The following is a 14,249-nucleotide window of genomic DNA, read 5'->3' as shown; positions in this document are numbered from 1 at the left end:
TGGCTATGCGGATTGCCCGCAGTCGCAGCTGCTCCTGTAGATCTGGCATACACTTTTACGCCGGTGGTTCAAGACAACGTCCTCACCCTCGACATCGAGTTGTACTTTCCTGGGAATGCTGACGGCCGGGTCGAGTTGGAACTGCCTTCGCGTTGGGCTAACCAGGAAAAATTCTACGAAAACATCCGCGATCTGCGGCCTCTTTCAGCCGGAACCCGGCTTGAAAACACAGCAAAACCATCAATTAAAGTCGTCCGATTTCCGGCCGGACAACCGGTGCAGTTGCGCTACCGGCTTGTGCAGAACTGGAAAGACAAACTGACCCAGAGCAACTACTTTCGGCCGATTCTCCAAGAAGATTACTTTCAGGTCATTGGGATCAACTTTCTAGTTCATCCTATTTGGGAAAATGACAAACCGTTGAACGTTCGGCTGGTATGGAATTCCCTACCCGAAGGATGGACTCTCGCCGACAGCTTCGGCCCCTTTGCGCCAGTGCGCAACGTGCGAAGTTCCCTGAGCAAACTGTTCGAGAGTTTGTTTGTCGGAGGCAATTTTCGCTTGCTCCAGCGCCAAATAGATGGACAACAGGTCGAGGTAGCCATCCGAGGTCAGTGGCCCTTTGGAGACGATCAATTCGCTGATCTTGCTGCCAGGATCCTCAAAATCGAAAGGGATCTCTTCAAGGACAACGACTTTCCCTATTACCTGATCTCGGTGATTCTTACCGAAGGTAAACCCGGCAGCCTGGCAGGCACGGGACTCACCAATGCCTTTGCCACCTATCTTTCGCCAGGAACCAAACTCGAAACGGATTTGCAGCAACTGCTTGCCCACGAAATGCTCCACGCCTGGAACCCGCAAAAATTTGGCAGACTAGCGCAACCTGAAGCGGCGATGTACTGGTTTAGCGAAGGATTTACCGACTACTACACCCGCGAGGTGCTCCGGCGCGCCGGACTGATGAGCTTTGAAGAATACATCAAAAGCGTCAATCGGTCGTTGCGGGACTATTTTGTTTCCCCTGTCCGCGACGCCGACGACGCCCGTCTCCGACGGGAGTTCTGGAACAATGCCGCGATGCAGAAACTGCCCTACCTGCGCGGCAGCCTGATGGCTCTCAACTGGAACGCCGAAATTCGACAAATAAGTCGGGGCCGATTCTCCCTCGACGATGCGATGCGCTCGTTGCTTGCCGCCGCCCGGCAGCAGCCGGGTGTGCTCGACAGCAAGCGGGTCGCCCGGGCCGTCGAACCGTTCATTGGCCGGGATACGACCCTCGATATCGCCCGCTTTATGACCGCAGGGGTACCCCTGGCACCGCGCGGCGATGCCCTCGGTCCCTGCACTGTGCTGGAAGACGAAATCGCCGGACCGCAGCCGATCCCGCAGTTTCGGCGGACGGAAAAGACAGCCTGCAGCCCGGGTGGGTGAGGGCCGCGGACGCAGGCACACGATCGGGGGGTATCGTGCCGACGTGCAATTTGGGCAGGATCAGTCGTCCTCTTCGTCGTCGGTGATCAGCCGGTTGAGCTTTTGTTTGATTTGGGCGTCGAAGACTTCCCATTTGAGCTGGTTGAAAGCCGAATTTTCGCTGCTGCCCGCCAGAAAGCCCACCGGGATTTCAAAGCCCCCCGCGCGCATGCGTCCGCCGCCAAAAAAGCGGCCGTCGGCGTCGTGGCCGAAGGTCTTTTTGATAAATTCGTCGGGGTCAAGAGTCAGCTTGTTGGTGCGCAGCGAGCCTGAGACCATCTCGCGTTCGTCCTCGGTGCGCACGATGCCGTAGACGACAGCGGTGTGGATGTTCTCCTCGGTGATCAGAAAGTCCGCCGCCTGGGGAATGGCGTCGCGGTCCTCGTAGCGCAAATAGCCCACCCCGGAGACCGAGAAGCTGTTTTTGACGATCCGGTTTTTGAGGGCGCGCTCGATGACGTCCATTACCCGGCGGGAGCGGGCGGTCTGCAAAATCGCCTCCAGCAACTTCGGGTCGTAGAAGCGGGCCAGATAGGCGGCGGCCAGGAAGTCTTCTTCTTTGGCCTGCATCAGTTGGTGGGTCTCGGAGCGCAGACCGTGCATCAGGGCGGTGGCCACCTTGACGTGGTTGGGGTCGGTGGCGTCCAGGCTCAAAAGCCCTTCCTGGAAGTACTGCACGAACATCGTGGCGGTGGCGCCGCAGGTGGTGCGGATGTCGGAGAACTGAGGAGCGAGATCTTCCTGGGGAGCGTGGTGATCGACGACGGCAATCACCGGCAGTTTGGCCTGCTTGACCAGCCGGGTGATCTGGCTGGTGGTACCCTGGTTGTCCAGAAACACCGCTCCATTGAATCCGCTCAAGTCGCGCTGCTCGGTCTGTAAATTCCAGCGCTGGGCGGGCAGGCCCGTCAGGCGCACCAGGGCAATGTTTTCCTGGTGGCTTAGTGTGCCCGCGTAGACGTTGACGCACTCGATATCGAACTGGCGGCAGATCAGGCCGTAGGACCAGGCGGCACTGAGGGCGTCGGGGTCCGGAAAATCCTGCAAGACGACCAGATGTTTTTCATCCGGATGTTTGGAGAGCACCTGGCGCAGTTTGTCGGACTTGCGCATCTGGCCGTTGCTCTTGGCTGGTGGGGGTGTCTGCTCGACGATACCTGCCCCGGGGTCCATATCCGCGCTCCTTCAGCTCGGCTTTGCTTCTATTGTCCGCTGTGCAGCGCCGCCCGCCGGAAAGCTCCAGATGAGTCCCGACCACAACCAAAACAGGCCGTTGATGCGGGCGTCGTAGAAGGGTACATCGGAAAGCCCGAACAGCAAGTAGGAGGCCAGGGCAGCGACGAGTCCAGCCAGCTGCCAGCGCGCAACACCCTTTAACATTACTGCCCGCTGCACTCCCACGCACAGCGTCCACAGGTAGAATCCGACCAGCAGCAGGGCGGCGGGCAGACCGGTTTCGGCGCTGTAGGTGAGATAGAGATTGTGGGCATGGAGCAAATTGGCCGCATCGCGCCCGAAGATTTCGCTTTCGACAAACGGAAACGTCTGCAGCCCCCAACCGGTCCAGGGGCGCCGGCGGGTCATCTCGAAGGCAATTTGCCAGGCGTCGAAGCGGTTGATGAGCGATTCGAACGAGGCGGTGCCGCTGGTGACACTCTCGGCCACCTTCTGCCAGAGCGCCGCGGGTACCACCCGCCGCAACAGTTCGACGACGCTCCATTCGGTCGGACCCAACCCGGCCACCGCCACCGCCGCCGCCGCCGCCGCCAGGGAGAGCACCGGTACCAGGCGGCGGGCCACCACCAGCAAAGCGACGCTGGCCAACAGGGCAATAATCCAGGCGTTGCGCGAGGCGGTGCCCACCAGAGCGATGCCCACCGCTCCAAAGGCTGCCCAGGCCAGGGGCCGCAGGCGCGCTTCACCCCCAAGAGCCGTGGACAGGGCCACCGGCAGTACCAGCAAAAAGTAGGCCGCCGCCGAAGTGGGCCAGGCAAAAAAGGCCGTCACCCGATCGAGGATGCCTGCCTCCTGCCGGGAGCCAATCACCAGCAGCACCAGGCCCTTGACCGGTTCCCACTGCCAGTTGCTCCCGGAGGCCCACTCGACAAGTCCTACCCCGCCGGTGACCAGCGCCCCCACCAGCACGACCTGCAGCACCCGGCGCAGCCTGCCGGGACTGTCGACCAGCCGGGCGGCGAGGCCAAAAAACAAAAAAAACGGCCAATAGTTGAATAGCCCCAGCAGGCTGTCGCCCGGCCGCACACTAAAAGGAACCACTGCCACCAACACCAAAGCCGTCGCCGCCAGATAGCGTCCGGCCGGACCGAGGCGGTGCCCGACGCCGCTTCTGACCAGAGCCGCCAGGGCCACCAGCCAGCAGGCGAGCGTCACCGGAGAAGCGACAGGCAGCGAGGCAATTCCTGCTAGAAAGGCCATCCAGCTCAGCCGGGCGGGGGCCGGCCAGGCGAGGGTGCGCCCCGGCGATGGCTTGGCGGTTCTCAAAGGGCGTTCACCAGCGAGCGATCTGTTTTTCACGCTATCACAGCGGCCCCCAGGGGCCGGATTGCGGCTTGCTGCCCAACTGTTCATCGGTGCCTCAATCCATCGGGGCAAACGGGTAGACTTGGATGCACCCCGCTTGATGTCCCATGCCGTCCGAGGAATCTTCCGGAGTCGATCAGCCTGCCTTCTGGGAATATCGCTACCGCGGCGGCCAGGATCGTTGGGATCTGGGTCAACCGGCACCTACGTTTGTGCATTTGCTTTCCGGCTCCGAAGCGCCGCCCTTGGGGACGGTGGCGGTACCGGGCTGCGGGCGCGGCCACGACGCGCTGTTGTTTGCTGCCCGCGGCTACAAGGTGTGCGGTTTCGATTTTGCCGCCGACGCCATCGCCGATGCCACCCGGCTGGCTTTGCGCGCCGGGGCGGCGGCCACTTTTTTGCAGCAGGATCTTTTCAACCTGCCCCGGCCGTTCGCGGGGTTGTTCGACCTGGTGGTCGAACACACCTGCTTTTGCGCCATCGACCCGGTCCGGCGCGAAGAGTACGTCGAGATCGTCCACTGGCTGCTCAAACCCGGTGGGGAACTGGTGGCCATTTTCTTTGCCCACCCCCGCCCCGGCGGCCCGCCCTACCGCACCGACGCAGGCGAGATCGAGCGGTTATTCTCGCCGCGCTTCAAGATCACTGCGCTTTTACCGGCGCCGATGTCGGTACCGAGTCGCCGGGGGGAGGAGCTTTTTGGGCGTTTCGTGCGGGCTTAGGAAAAATCTACCTGCCAAAGATGTACCGCGCGTTTGGCTAACTGTTGCTGGCGCAAATCGAGCAAGTCTGGCGTCCACTGTTCCGGTGCAATATCTTCGATTTGCCTGGTGATTTCGTAGATGCTCCGGCCATAAGCGGTCACTTTTGCGGTGTAAGGGGCATTGCCAAGGCTGCGATTGACCGCAGGCTCCAGGAGGGTAAGGTTGCCAAGCCTCTCGACCGCTCGCTCCCAAGACTCTGGCGGAAACGCTTCTTCCCATTCAGAGGTTGGATTTTCAGGAAGAATGTGTTCCACCGAAGCCGGATCTGTCTCAGGATCGCAGGCGCGTCCTGAGGCGTCGCACTCCAGCTGGGCCAGGATATATTTTGCCAATTTTTTGCGTTGGCTATTAGTCTTGAAAGCAAGTCGGTAGAAGTCTTGCTCTAGCTTGTCATCCGGCACATAGATAGATTTTAGAACCTGAAAAACTTCTCTTGGTGACGCAGCAGAATTAGTGAGGACAGCCTTGGCAGCCTGGTGGTAGGCTATTTCTAGCGCGTTAGGATTCAAATGACTCACGATCGAGTAGCGAAAAGAAATGACGCTCACTATTCTGAGGATACGGGCAAAATCTTGAGCGTCAAAGCGTTCCCAAGCAGCAAAGAGCAGAGGCATCATTTGACGGGCCTGGAAAAGGTTTAGCTCGCGAATAAATGGCTTACATTCAGGACGTTCAATCCAATAACCATGCTGCACATCCAAAATGGCTGAAAAGAGTTCAGCGCGTTTCTCCAAGTTATCCATCAAAGCAAATACGCCCTCAGCAGTCTTCACCTCACCCCGAACCAACTTAAAAAGGCGTTGACTTCGAACCTTCGGTTTGTCGCACTGCAAGTGATAGCGCAAAAATTCTGGGAAACGCTCTTGCTGAACAGTAGCAATTAGGCTGCGCCAGCGTCGTTGCAGTGCCTCCAAATCTCCCGATACCTTAATGCGGGAGAAGAGGTAATTTTTCAGCAGGTCTGTCGAAGAAAGCTCAAGCCCACGCGCATTTAGCGTCTCAAAAACGGTGTAGGCATTTAGTTCGTTATCTACAGTAATTAGGATAAACATGAGTTGACGTGCAATCGTCTCAGACAAAAGTTCAGCCAGGACGTTGCCTTTACTGTCGAATTCAGGTACTTTGTTTATTTGACTACTGAAATACTGGAAGCAATCCCAGAGCAATTTATTGGAGTTACAGAGTCCTCTGGGATTGAGGGGCTTTTTTAGTTGAACGAGATAGTCCTGATAAAATGCGTTATCGGTCTCGTTAAGAAAGAGTTTGCTACTTTCAATTAGAGAAGCCGGGTCTTTTTCGCCTACAAACCGATTGCGCAGTCCCGACGCCCGCTCTCGATTCCCCTCAGGATCAACTTCGCGATCGGCCATCTCCCTTAGCTTGGCAATGACTACAAGAGCCAAGATGCTCAAGGTGGCCAATCTTTGCTGACCATCAATAATCAAAAATTCTCGGTCAGTTTTACCTTCTACGACTAAAGCCCCCATGTAGTGGCTGTCGTCACGTTTGTCGCGCAATTCCTGAATATCGTTCCAAAGGTCTTCCCACTGCTCTTCAGACCAGGAGTAATCACGCTGATAGGGTGGCACCCGGTAGAACCTGCCATTACCCAATAGTTCAAGAAAATTAATGGTACGGGTGTTCAGTAAGTTGGTTTTTGCCATTGGCCGAGTCCGAAGCCTTTTTCTTCTTGTTGTTTCTTGCCTCTACAGTAGCTTTCGCAGCCTGCATCAGGCACTGCACAAGCGCGACTCGCCAACAACCAAGCCAGGATAAAGTCAAACCAGGTGGTGCCGCTTTTTGTACTGGACGATGGCCCGCTCAGTCTGGTAGGCGTTGAGGCCGATCTGGGGAGCCCACCGGACAATCTGCTCTTCGTACTGCCGGGAAAGCTTGCCATCTATCAGACACTGGCCAATCACCCGCTCCAGCAGATAGATCTGCGCCCAGTGCATCAATTCGCCCCGGCGGTGGGCGTCGATGCCAAGGCCGTCGGCAAACCCGCCGAGCAAAGCCGTTTCACTTGCATCTAAATGTTCGTCGGTGAGGGCGAGCGACCAGGCGAGCATCAGCATCGTTTCGCGGGCCGGTCCCTCGGCAGTTTCCTCCAGTTCGACCGGGCTCGGAGGAGGCGCGCCGTCCGGACTATCGGGCGAACCGAATTGCGGATCGACAAACTGGACCACAAACGCCCGCTCCTGCTCGGCAAGCCGCCCGTCCGCCCGGGCTACCGCCATCAGCATCCGCGCCAGGATCGACCGGTCGTACAGGGCCTCGACCGGGTAGGCGCTCAGTTGCTGCTCGAAGTCGGTATAGAGCTGCCGGGCCGCCGACGCCGAGATCCAGCCGCCCTGGCGGCCGTCCCAGATGAAGAAATTGCTGGCCTGAAAAGCCCGTACCAGGGCATCTTTGCGCTCTTCTTCGCTAAAGCGCGGCTGGGAGCCGCCGTAGCCCTGGTTGAGCAGCGTGTCGCTCGCATCCCCCAGCAGGCGGCCCATAAAACCGTAGCCCAGGGCACTTCGAATCATCAGACCCACCGAGTACTTGAGACTGTGCAGCATGCCGGTGCCGACACTCTGGGCCACCCCGGCCATGGCGGTCTCCCGCTTCTGCAGATGGGCGCTCGCTTCGACGGTTTCACCGGTAGCCGGGCAGCGAAAAGCGCACTGCAGCGTGCTTCCCTGCTGTTCGGCATGAACGATGAGCGGTTGGATCGAATCGAAAAAATCGGTCATAGTCCTGGTGCAAGGCGGCGCGTCCTGGGCAACAGTAGGGATCGGGCCAGCCTGCTGAAAGGGATTCCACCGGGCGGTTCCGTATTTGTCCCCGCCCGAATGGCATGATAGAAAGCGCAGTCTTCATCCCAACAGGCCATGACTTTCGCCCCCGGCACGCTTTCTTTTGTCAAGTACGAGGGCCTCGGCAACGACTTTGTACTCATCGACAACCGCACCGCAGCCGAACCGGTGCTCTCCGCCGAAGAGGCCGCGGCGGTGTGCGACCGGCACTTCGGGGTCGGGGCGGACGGGGTGATCTTTTTGCTGAGCGCCGAGACGGGTGCCGACTTTCGCATGCGCATCTACAACAACGACGGCTCCGAGGCGCAGATGTGCGGCAACGGCATCCGCTGCCTGGCCCACTTTGCCCGCGAACTGGGGATGGGCGGGACGGGAAGCGGCTACCGGGTGGAGACCGGGGCGGGCCTGTTGAATATTGATCTGTTGGCCGACGGCCGGGTGAGAGTAGACATGGGACCGCCCCACCTGCTGGCGGATGAGATCCCGACCACCCTCGCCCCGGCGGACCAAAAAGCGGTGGCGGCGTCCATCCCCGTGGGCGGGGTCGATTGGCGGGTCACCTGCGTCAACATGGGCAACCCCCACGCCGTGGTGTTCGTCGACGAATTGGCCACGGTGGATCTGCACCGCTTCGGTCCGCTTTTTGAGCGCGATCGCCACTTTCCTGAGCGCGTCAACACCCATTTTGCCGAGGTGATCAGTCCCACCCACCTGCGGGTCAAAGCTTGGGAGCGCGGTGCCGGTCCCACCCTCGCCTGCGGCACCGGCGCGTGCGCGGTGCTGGTGGCGGCGGTGCTCAACGGCCTTTCCCACACCGAAGCGACCGTCGAACTGCCCGGCGGGCCAATCGAGATCCGCTGGGACGGCGCCACGAACCATTTGCTGATGACCGGTCCGGCCCGCAAGGTCTTCAGCGGCCTGCTGTAAGGGCTTCTTGAGCGGTTAACCTGAAAGCCGGAGTCGACTGAACCATGCATGGCTACCCGGTTGCGCACCCAGTATCAGCTTGCCTTTGCGCTGGCGGCCCTCGTGCCGGTGGCGGTCTTGGGGCTGGTCGAGTTTGCTCTGTTTCGACGCGCCCTGCCGGAGCGCGAACAGGCGGTGCTCGACGATCACCTGCGCCTGGCGGATCTGCTGGCGAGCAACCTGCGCTACGAGTTGAACCTGGTGCTCGAGCCGGTGCAAAAAGCCGCCGACCCACGCTCAGCCCTTACCCGCCTCAGATCTGCCGAGCAAGATGGGGCTCTGGCGCGCTTAATGAGCACCACGCCGCTGTTTCGCCATCTGCTGCTGGTGGATGGTCGCCGCCGGGTGACGGCGAGTGCCAAGCCGACGCTCTGGCGGGGTCGGGTGCTGCCGGCTTCGGTCTTCCCGACTACCGGGGCGGCAGGACCCGTGTACTACTCCTCCGTCTTCGCTTCGATCTACGACGGCGCGCCGCTGGCCGCCATCGCCGTCGCCTATCCGACCTTTGAACGGGGGGCACTCGTCAGCCTGCTCGATCTGGGCGCCATCGAGAGTCAGGTGCGCTCGCAGTCCACCGCCGACCGCCAGATCTGGGTGGTCGACAGGACCGGTCATACCCTGGCCCACTCCCAGGGACAGCTGGCCCTCAGCGGCGCGGTGCCGACGGAACTGCCTCCGGTCCGCCAGGTACTCAAAAATCGGCGCGGCACTGCGCGCTACGAGCAGCCGGTGGACAGCGACCGGGTGGAGCAACTGGCGGCGTTTGCACCGATCGCCGGTACCGATTGGGGTGTCGTGGTGACGAGCCCCGCCCGCGCGGCCCTCGCCGATCCGTTGGTGGGCCTGCAGCGGTTCGCCGCGGGGCTGCTTTTCGTCGCCGCCGCCGCCGTTGGATTCGCCTACTGGTTGAGCGAACGCATCAGCCGGCCGCTGCAGCAACTGAGCGAGCAGATGCAAAACCAGGCGCTCGCAGCACCGACTGCCCAGGTGGGACCACCGATGCCGACGGCGCCGGCCCTGGAGTTACAGGTGCTCATCGACTCGTTCGGGGCGATGCGCGAGCGCATCGGCGCGGAGGCGGAGGCCAACCGCCGCTTGCTTGCCAACCTCACCGCCGAAAAAGACAAGCTCGAACTGGTGATCGAAGCGATCGCCGAAGGGGTACTGGTCTACGATTCGTCCGGGCGGCTGCGCACTGCCAACCGGGCGCTCTGGTCGCTATTGGACAGTCCGCCGGGGGAGCTCGCGCACTGGCGGACGCTGCGGCTGCGCGACGCCCTCGGCGAACCGGTCGCACCGGAGCGGACAGTCTTTGAGCGCGCCGTACGCGAAGGCAATCTTGCCAGCGATCTGTACCGCCTGGAGGGTTCCGGCGCCCAACCGCGGGTGTTGCAGATTACTGCCGCCCCCCTGCGTACCGGGGAGGGCGAACTGTTGGGTGGTGTCGCCGTTCTGCGCGACATCACTGCCCAAAAAGAAAGCGAGCGGCTGCGCGAAGATTTTGTCGCCACCCTCACCCACGATCTGCGCACGCCGCTACTCGCGGCAGTCCAGACCCTGGGATTCACCCTCGATGGCCAGTACGGTCCTCTGAGCGACGGCCAGCAGCAAATTCTCCTGGCGGTCATCGAGAGTCACCGCGAACTGTTGGGTCTGGTCGAAAGCCTGCTCACCATCTACCGCTACGAAGCCGGGCGCATGCGGCTGCGCAAAGAACCGACGGATCTGGCCGCCTTTGTCGCTCAGGGCATCGAGGAGTTGCGCCCCCTGGCTCAAAGCCGCAATCAGACATTGCTGGTGGAAGTGAGCGGACCGTTGCCGCCGGTGCCCTGCGACCGCCAGCAGCTGCGGCGGGTGCTCGTCAATCTGGTGGACAACGCCCTCAAGTTCACCCCCGCCGGCGGCCGGGTGCACCTGCGCCTGGAGCCTTTCGAGGGTGCTGTGCGCGTGGCGGTGCGCGACACCGGCCGGGGCATCCCGCCCGAAAAGAGTGTTCTGTTGTTCGTGCGCTTTGCCCAGGCGGAAAGCTACGCCACCGGCACGGGGCTGGGGCTGTATCTGTGCCGACAGGTGGTCGAAGCGCACGGCGGGCGGATCTGGGCTGAGAGCGAGCCGGGCCTCGGAAGCACGTTTTATTTCACACTGCCGCTTGCGGAGGGGCCATGACCCGGATCTTGATCGTCGAAGACCACGCCCTGATGCGCATCGGATTGCGCCAGGTGCTCTCGCAGACTCCCGAGTACGAAGTGGCGGGCGAAGCGGCGGATGGCGAGCAGGCCCTCGCCCTCGCCCGCTCGTTGCAGCCCGATTTGGTGCTGATGGATCTGGGGCTGCCGGTGATGAGCGGCACCGAGGTGACGCGCATCCTCAAGCGCGAATACCCGGCGATGCGTGTCCTCGCACTCACCTCCCACGACGAGGACGAGAGCGTCTTCGGCGCCCTGGCCGCCGGAGCGGACGGCTACTGCCTCAAGGCGACCGCCGGGATCGCCAGCCGCCTGCTGGCGGCCGTCGCTTCGGTGCGCGACGGGGCGGCCTGGCTCGACCCGGACATTGCCGATCGGGTGCTTCGGGACCTGGGGCGCATTCCCCAGGCCGGGGCGGACAATCCGCTCTCGGAGCGCGAGATGGAAGTGCTCAAGCTGATCGCCGACGGCCTCACCAACGCCGAAATCGGCCGGCGGCTCTACATCGCCTCCGGCACCGTGCGCGTGCACGTCAGCAATATCATCGCCAAACTCGGCGTCAACGACCGGGTGCAGGCCGCCGTGCGCGCCCTGCGCGAAGGTTGGATCCGCTAGTCGCAATCCCACTGAGCGGCAAATACGATCATCGGCCTATCTCCTGGGACACATAGTCGCCCGCACAATACGACACCCGGCCTATGGGTGAATTGAAGGCGGCGCTCTTAGGCTGAGGGTGCCACATTCGCCCGGAAACTGTCTATGGGGATCGCCAGCTCACCCCTTCTGGCCGCGGCGGCGGCGGGACCGGCGGACGGCCAGATCGTCATGCTGCTCCTGATTCAGATTGGCGTCATCATTGCCCTTTCCAGGGCGATGGGCCTGCTGTTCAAGAAAATCAGCCAACCGCTGGTGATCGGCGAAATCGTGGCCGGGATCATGCTCGGCCCCTCGTTTTTCGGCATGATCGCCCCGGAGTGGTCGGCGATGCTCTTTCCGCCGGAGACGCTGCCTTACCTGAACATCCTGGCCCAGGTGGGGCTGGTGTTTTTTATGTTTCTGGTGGGGCTGGAATTTAACGCCGACAACCTCAAAGGCAAGGGGCACGCAGCGGTGGTCGTCTCCCACGTGAGCATCATCGCGCCGTTCTTTTTGGGGGCGCTCTTGGCGCTCTATCTCTACCAGTCGCTCTCCACCAGCGCCGTGCCGTTTACGTCCTTTGCCCTGTTTATGGGGGCGGCGATGTCGGTGACGGCCTTTCCGGTGCTGGCGCGCATTCTGACTGAGCGCAATTTGCACAGGACTTACCTGGGGGCGATCGCCATCACCTGTGCCGCCGTGGACGATGTGACGGCCTGGTGTCTGCTCGCTTTCGTGATTTCGGTGGTGCGCTCGGGCGACATGCTGGGGGCGGTGCCCACGACGCTGCTCGCGGTGGTCTATATCGGCTTCATGCTCACCGTGGGCCGGATGCTGCTGGCGCGCCTGGCCGATTACGTCGAGAAAAGCAGCGACGGGCGGCTCACCCAACTGTGGGTGGCGGTGATCTTTATTGGATTGATCGTTTCGGCCACGATCACCGAACTGATCGGTATCCACAACATCTTCGGCGCCTTTTTGTTCGGGGCGGTGATGCCCCAGCGCCGCATCTTCGTGCGGGATCTGGCGGAGAAGACCGAGGATTTTACGGTCGTCTTTTTGCTGCCGATTTTCTTTGCCTACACGGGCCTGCGCACCCAGTTCGGCCTGCTCAACAACGAAGCGCTCTGGCTCGATTGCGCCCTGGTGATCCTCGCTGCGACCCTGGGCAAGTTCGGCGGCACGACCCTCTCGGCAAAGCTCTCGGGTCTGGAGTGGCGCGAGGCGTCGGCCTTGGGGGTGCTGATGAACACCCGCGGGCTGATGGAACTGATTATTCTCAACATCGGCCTGGACCTTGGGGTGATTTCGCCGGCCCTGTTCGCGATGATGGTGATCATGGCGCTGGTGACGACCTTTGCCACCACGCCGATTCTGGAGTGGATTTATCCGCTCAACCGCTTCGGCACCCCCGCCACCGAACCTGGCACTCCAGAGGAAGCCGCAGCGTTGCCGGACCCCGAAACGACCTACACCATCGTCGTGCCGGTGGCCAATCCCAACTCCCAACAGGGGCTGTTGCGCATGGCCCAGGCGCTGGCAAGTCCGGCGGTGCCGGCGGCGCGCATCTATCCGGTCAACCTGGTGCGCCTGGGGGACGAGTACAGCTACGACAGTCTTCCCGAGCAGGCCGAGCAACTGGTGGACCAGAGCCGCACCCGCCTCGAAGCGCTGGTCGCCCGCGTCTTCGAGGACGCCCGCTACGTGCAGCCGATGAGCCAGGTCTCAGACGACGTGCCCGCCGACATCTGCCGGCTCGCCCAACTGCACAGCGCCGACCTGGTCTTGCTGGGCTGGCACCGGCCGACCTTCAGCCAGGATCTGCTGGGGGGCAACGTCCGCCCGATTCTGGAGGCCGCCTGCGCGGATGTGGCCGTCTACATCGACAAGGGACTGGTCGTAGGAGCCGGCACGCGCATTGCCGTACCCTACTCCGGCACCATCCACGACCGGCTCGCGGTCGAAATTGCCCTGCGGCTGGCCGTGGGCCATGGAGCAACGGTCAAGATCTTGCAGGCATCCCCGATTAGCCGCGAGACGCGGGATCTGGTTGCTCTATTTGAGCAGTCGGTTGCCATCGAGACCTCCCCCCTGTTAAACGACCCGCTGGGGGACATTGTCGAAGCGAGCCGCAAACAAGATTTGTTGGTCGTGGGCACCAGCGCCCAGTGGGGTCTGGATCGCCACATCTTCGGCAAAAGCACCGACGAACTGGCCACCCGCTGCCAGACCTCGCTGCTCATCGTCAAGCACCACAAAGGCACGACTCCTCACCTGGAGGATCTGCTCACCGCCCAGGCTCGCGCGCCGATTGCCCTACCTGCCCAGGAGTGACCGCTATGAAAGCCAATCCCAAGACCGTTGTTCTCTACCTCGGCATGATTGGGTTCATCGTGCTGAGCTTCGCGGCCATCTCCAGCTACGGCACCACCAACCTGCGCGCCCCCCAGGCCATCGACGGCCGCTACATCCTGGCAGGCCCGCTTGTCGATCGCTGCTTTGCCGAACCGCCGCTTTTGGTGGTGGGCCAATCCGGCAGTTATCTGGGAGCCGACATCGTGCCCGCCGACGCCAAGAAAAATCTCCTGACCCGGGCGCTCAAGGGCAACGGCCTGCTGCACGGTCAGATCGACGGGGGGCGGATGCGCCTTGAGGGTAAAGCGGCGCTTGGTACTTGCAAGGCGCCGCAGACCCTTGCCCTTGAAGGGGCAGTAACCGATGGCCTGCTGCAGGGTGAGATCCGGCTGGCCGGCCAGGCAAGCTCCCTGACCGGCCAGCGCAAAAGTGAGTAGTACCCTGCCTTACCCGCAACAGCAAGCAGGGGAATTGCGAGGCACCGGCCAACCGTTCGACCAACTCCGTCGGTAGCCTGGCAATCGAAGATG

Annotated in this window: 11 protein-coding genes; 7 read left to right on the top strand and 4 right to left on the bottom strand. The window is 61.8% G+C overall.

The genetic code is table 11. The features are described 5' to 3' along the window. Positions 1–63 precede the first annotated feature (63 nt). Positions 64–1,434 (top strand): hypothetical protein, encoded by a 1,371-nt coding sequence (locus GLL_RS04285; protein WP_164928615.1) that lies wholly within the window; start codon positions 64–66, stop codon positions 1,432–1,434. A 60-nt stretch (positions 1,435–1,494) separates the two neighbouring features. Here GLL_RS04285 and GLL_RS04280 read toward each other — a convergent pair whose 3' ends face one another. Both GLL_RS04280 and GLL_RS04275 read right to left on the bottom strand, forming a co-directional pair. Further along, the gene (locus tag GLL_RS04280) at positions 1,495–2,646 is read right to left on the bottom strand and encodes a DHH family phosphoesterase (protein ID WP_011140822.1); all 1,152 of its coding nucleotides are present in this window, start codon (positions 2,644–2,646) and stop codon (positions 1,495–1,497) included. Between the two features lie 12 nt (positions 2,647–2,658). Beyond that, positions 2,659–3,975: an O-antigen ligase family protein gene (locus GLL_RS04275; RefSeq protein WP_164928614.1), complete on the bottom strand. Its 1,317-nt coding sequence runs from the start codon at positions 3,973–3,975 to the stop codon at positions 2,659–2,661. Between the two features lie 146 nt (positions 3,976–4,121). Between GLL_RS04275 and GLL_RS04270 the strand changes: the two genes are divergently transcribed. Further along, the gene (locus tag GLL_RS04270) at positions 4,122–4,736 is read left to right on the top strand and encodes a methyltransferase domain-containing protein (RefSeq protein ID WP_011140820.1); all 615 of its coding nucleotides are present in this window, start codon (positions 4,122–4,124) and stop codon (positions 4,734–4,736) included. Here the strand turns inward: GLL_RS04270 and GLL_RS04265 are convergent. Further along, complete coding sequence (locus tag GLL_RS04265; RefSeq protein ID WP_011140819.1) at positions 4,733–6,442, bottom strand: DUF262 domain-containing protein; 1,710 nt, start codon at positions 6,440–6,442, stop codon at positions 4,733–4,735. The two genes, GLL_RS04270 and GLL_RS04265, sit on opposite strands and share 4 nt — an antisense overlap. A 114-nt stretch (positions 6,443–6,556) precedes the next feature. Continuing rightward, positions 6,557–7,513, bottom strand: coding sequence for a TerB family tellurite resistance protein (locus GLL_RS04260; RefSeq protein WP_011140818.1), 957 nt, complete (start codon positions 7,511–7,513; stop codon positions 6,557–6,559). A 138-nt stretch (positions 7,514–7,651) separates the two neighbouring features. On the opposite strand from GLL_RS04260, the gene dapF reads away from it, so the two are divergent. The 5 genes from dapF (at position 7,652) to GLL_RS04235 (ending at position 14,156) form a co-directional block, all read left to right on the top strand. After that, positions 7,652–8,503 (top strand): diaminopimelate epimerase, encoded by an 852-nt coding sequence (gene dapF / locus GLL_RS04255; protein WP_011140817.1) that lies wholly within the window; start codon positions 7,652–7,654, stop codon positions 8,501–8,503. A 48-nt stretch (positions 8,504–8,551) separates the two neighbouring features. After that, positions 8,552–10,708 carry a sensor histidine kinase gene (locus GLL_RS04250; RefSeq protein ID WP_011140816.1) on the top strand — a complete coding sequence of 719 codons (2,157 nt, stop codon included), beginning with the start codon at positions 8,552–8,554 and terminating at the stop codon, positions 10,706–10,708. Next, complete coding sequence (locus tag GLL_RS04245; protein WP_011140815.1) at positions 10,705–11,343, top strand: response regulator; 639 nt, start codon at positions 10,705–10,707, stop codon at positions 11,341–11,343. The genes GLL_RS04250 and GLL_RS04245 overlap by 4 nt, the downstream gene beginning before the upstream one ends. Positions 11,344–11,487: 144 nt before the next feature. After that, positions 11,488–13,698, top strand: coding sequence for a cation:proton antiporter (locus GLL_RS04240; RefSeq protein ID WP_011140814.1), 2,211 nt, complete (start codon positions 11,488–11,490; stop codon positions 13,696–13,698). A gap of 5 nt (positions 13,699–13,703) precedes the next feature. After that, positions 13,704–14,156 carry a hypothetical protein gene (locus GLL_RS04235; protein ID WP_164928613.1) on the top strand — a complete coding sequence of 151 codons (453 nt, stop codon included), beginning with the start codon at positions 13,704–13,706 and terminating at the stop codon, positions 14,154–14,156. Positions 14,157–14,249: the final 93 nt, after the last annotated feature.

This window comes from Gloeobacter violaceus PCC 7421, assembly GCF_000011385.1.
Lineage (GTDB): Bacteria > Cyanobacteriota > Cyanobacteriia > Gloeobacterales > Gloeobacteraceae > Gloeobacter > Gloeobacter violaceus.
The sequence above is the reverse complement of the archived record's forward strand: the minus strand, read 5'-3'. Positions and strand labels throughout refer to the sequence as shown.

What these genes read in the sequence shown, in the direction of transcription:
- GLL_RS04265 (WP_011140819.1), bottom strand. Translation starts at nt 6,442, where the DNA reads ATGGCAAAAACCAACTTACTGAACACCCGTACCATTAATTTTCTTGAA.
- GLL_RS04240 (WP_011140814.1), top strand. Translation starts at nt 11,488, where the DNA reads ATGGGGATCGCCAGCTCACCCCTTCTGGCCGCGGCGGCGGCGGGACCG.
- GLL_RS04250 (WP_011140816.1), top strand. Translation starts at nt 8,552, where the DNA reads ATGGCTACCCGGTTGCGCACCCAGTATCAGCTTGCCTTTGCGCTGGCG.
- GLL_RS04235 (WP_164928613.1), top strand. Translation starts at nt 13,704, where the DNA reads ATGAAAGCCAATCCCAAGACCGTTGTTCTCTACCTCGGCATGATTGGG.
- GLL_RS04245 (WP_011140815.1), top strand. Translation starts at nt 10,705, where the DNA reads ATGACCCGGATCTTGATCGTCGAAGACCACGCCCTGATGCGCATCGGA.
- dapF (WP_011140817.1), top strand. Translation starts at nt 7,652, where the DNA reads ATGACTTTCGCCCCCGGCACGCTTTCTTTTGTCAAGTACGAGGGCCTC.
- GLL_RS04280 (WP_011140822.1), bottom strand. Translation starts at nt 2,646, where the DNA reads ATGGACCCCGGGGCAGGTATCGTCGAGCAGACACCCCCACCAGCCAAG.
- GLL_RS04260 (WP_011140818.1), bottom strand. Translation starts at nt 7,513, where the DNA reads ATGACCGATTTTTTCGATTCGATCCAACCGCTCATCGTTCATGCCGAA.
- GLL_RS04270 (WP_011140820.1), top strand. Translation starts at nt 4,122, where the DNA reads ATGCCGTCCGAGGAATCTTCCGGAGTCGATCAGCCTGCCTTCTGGGAA.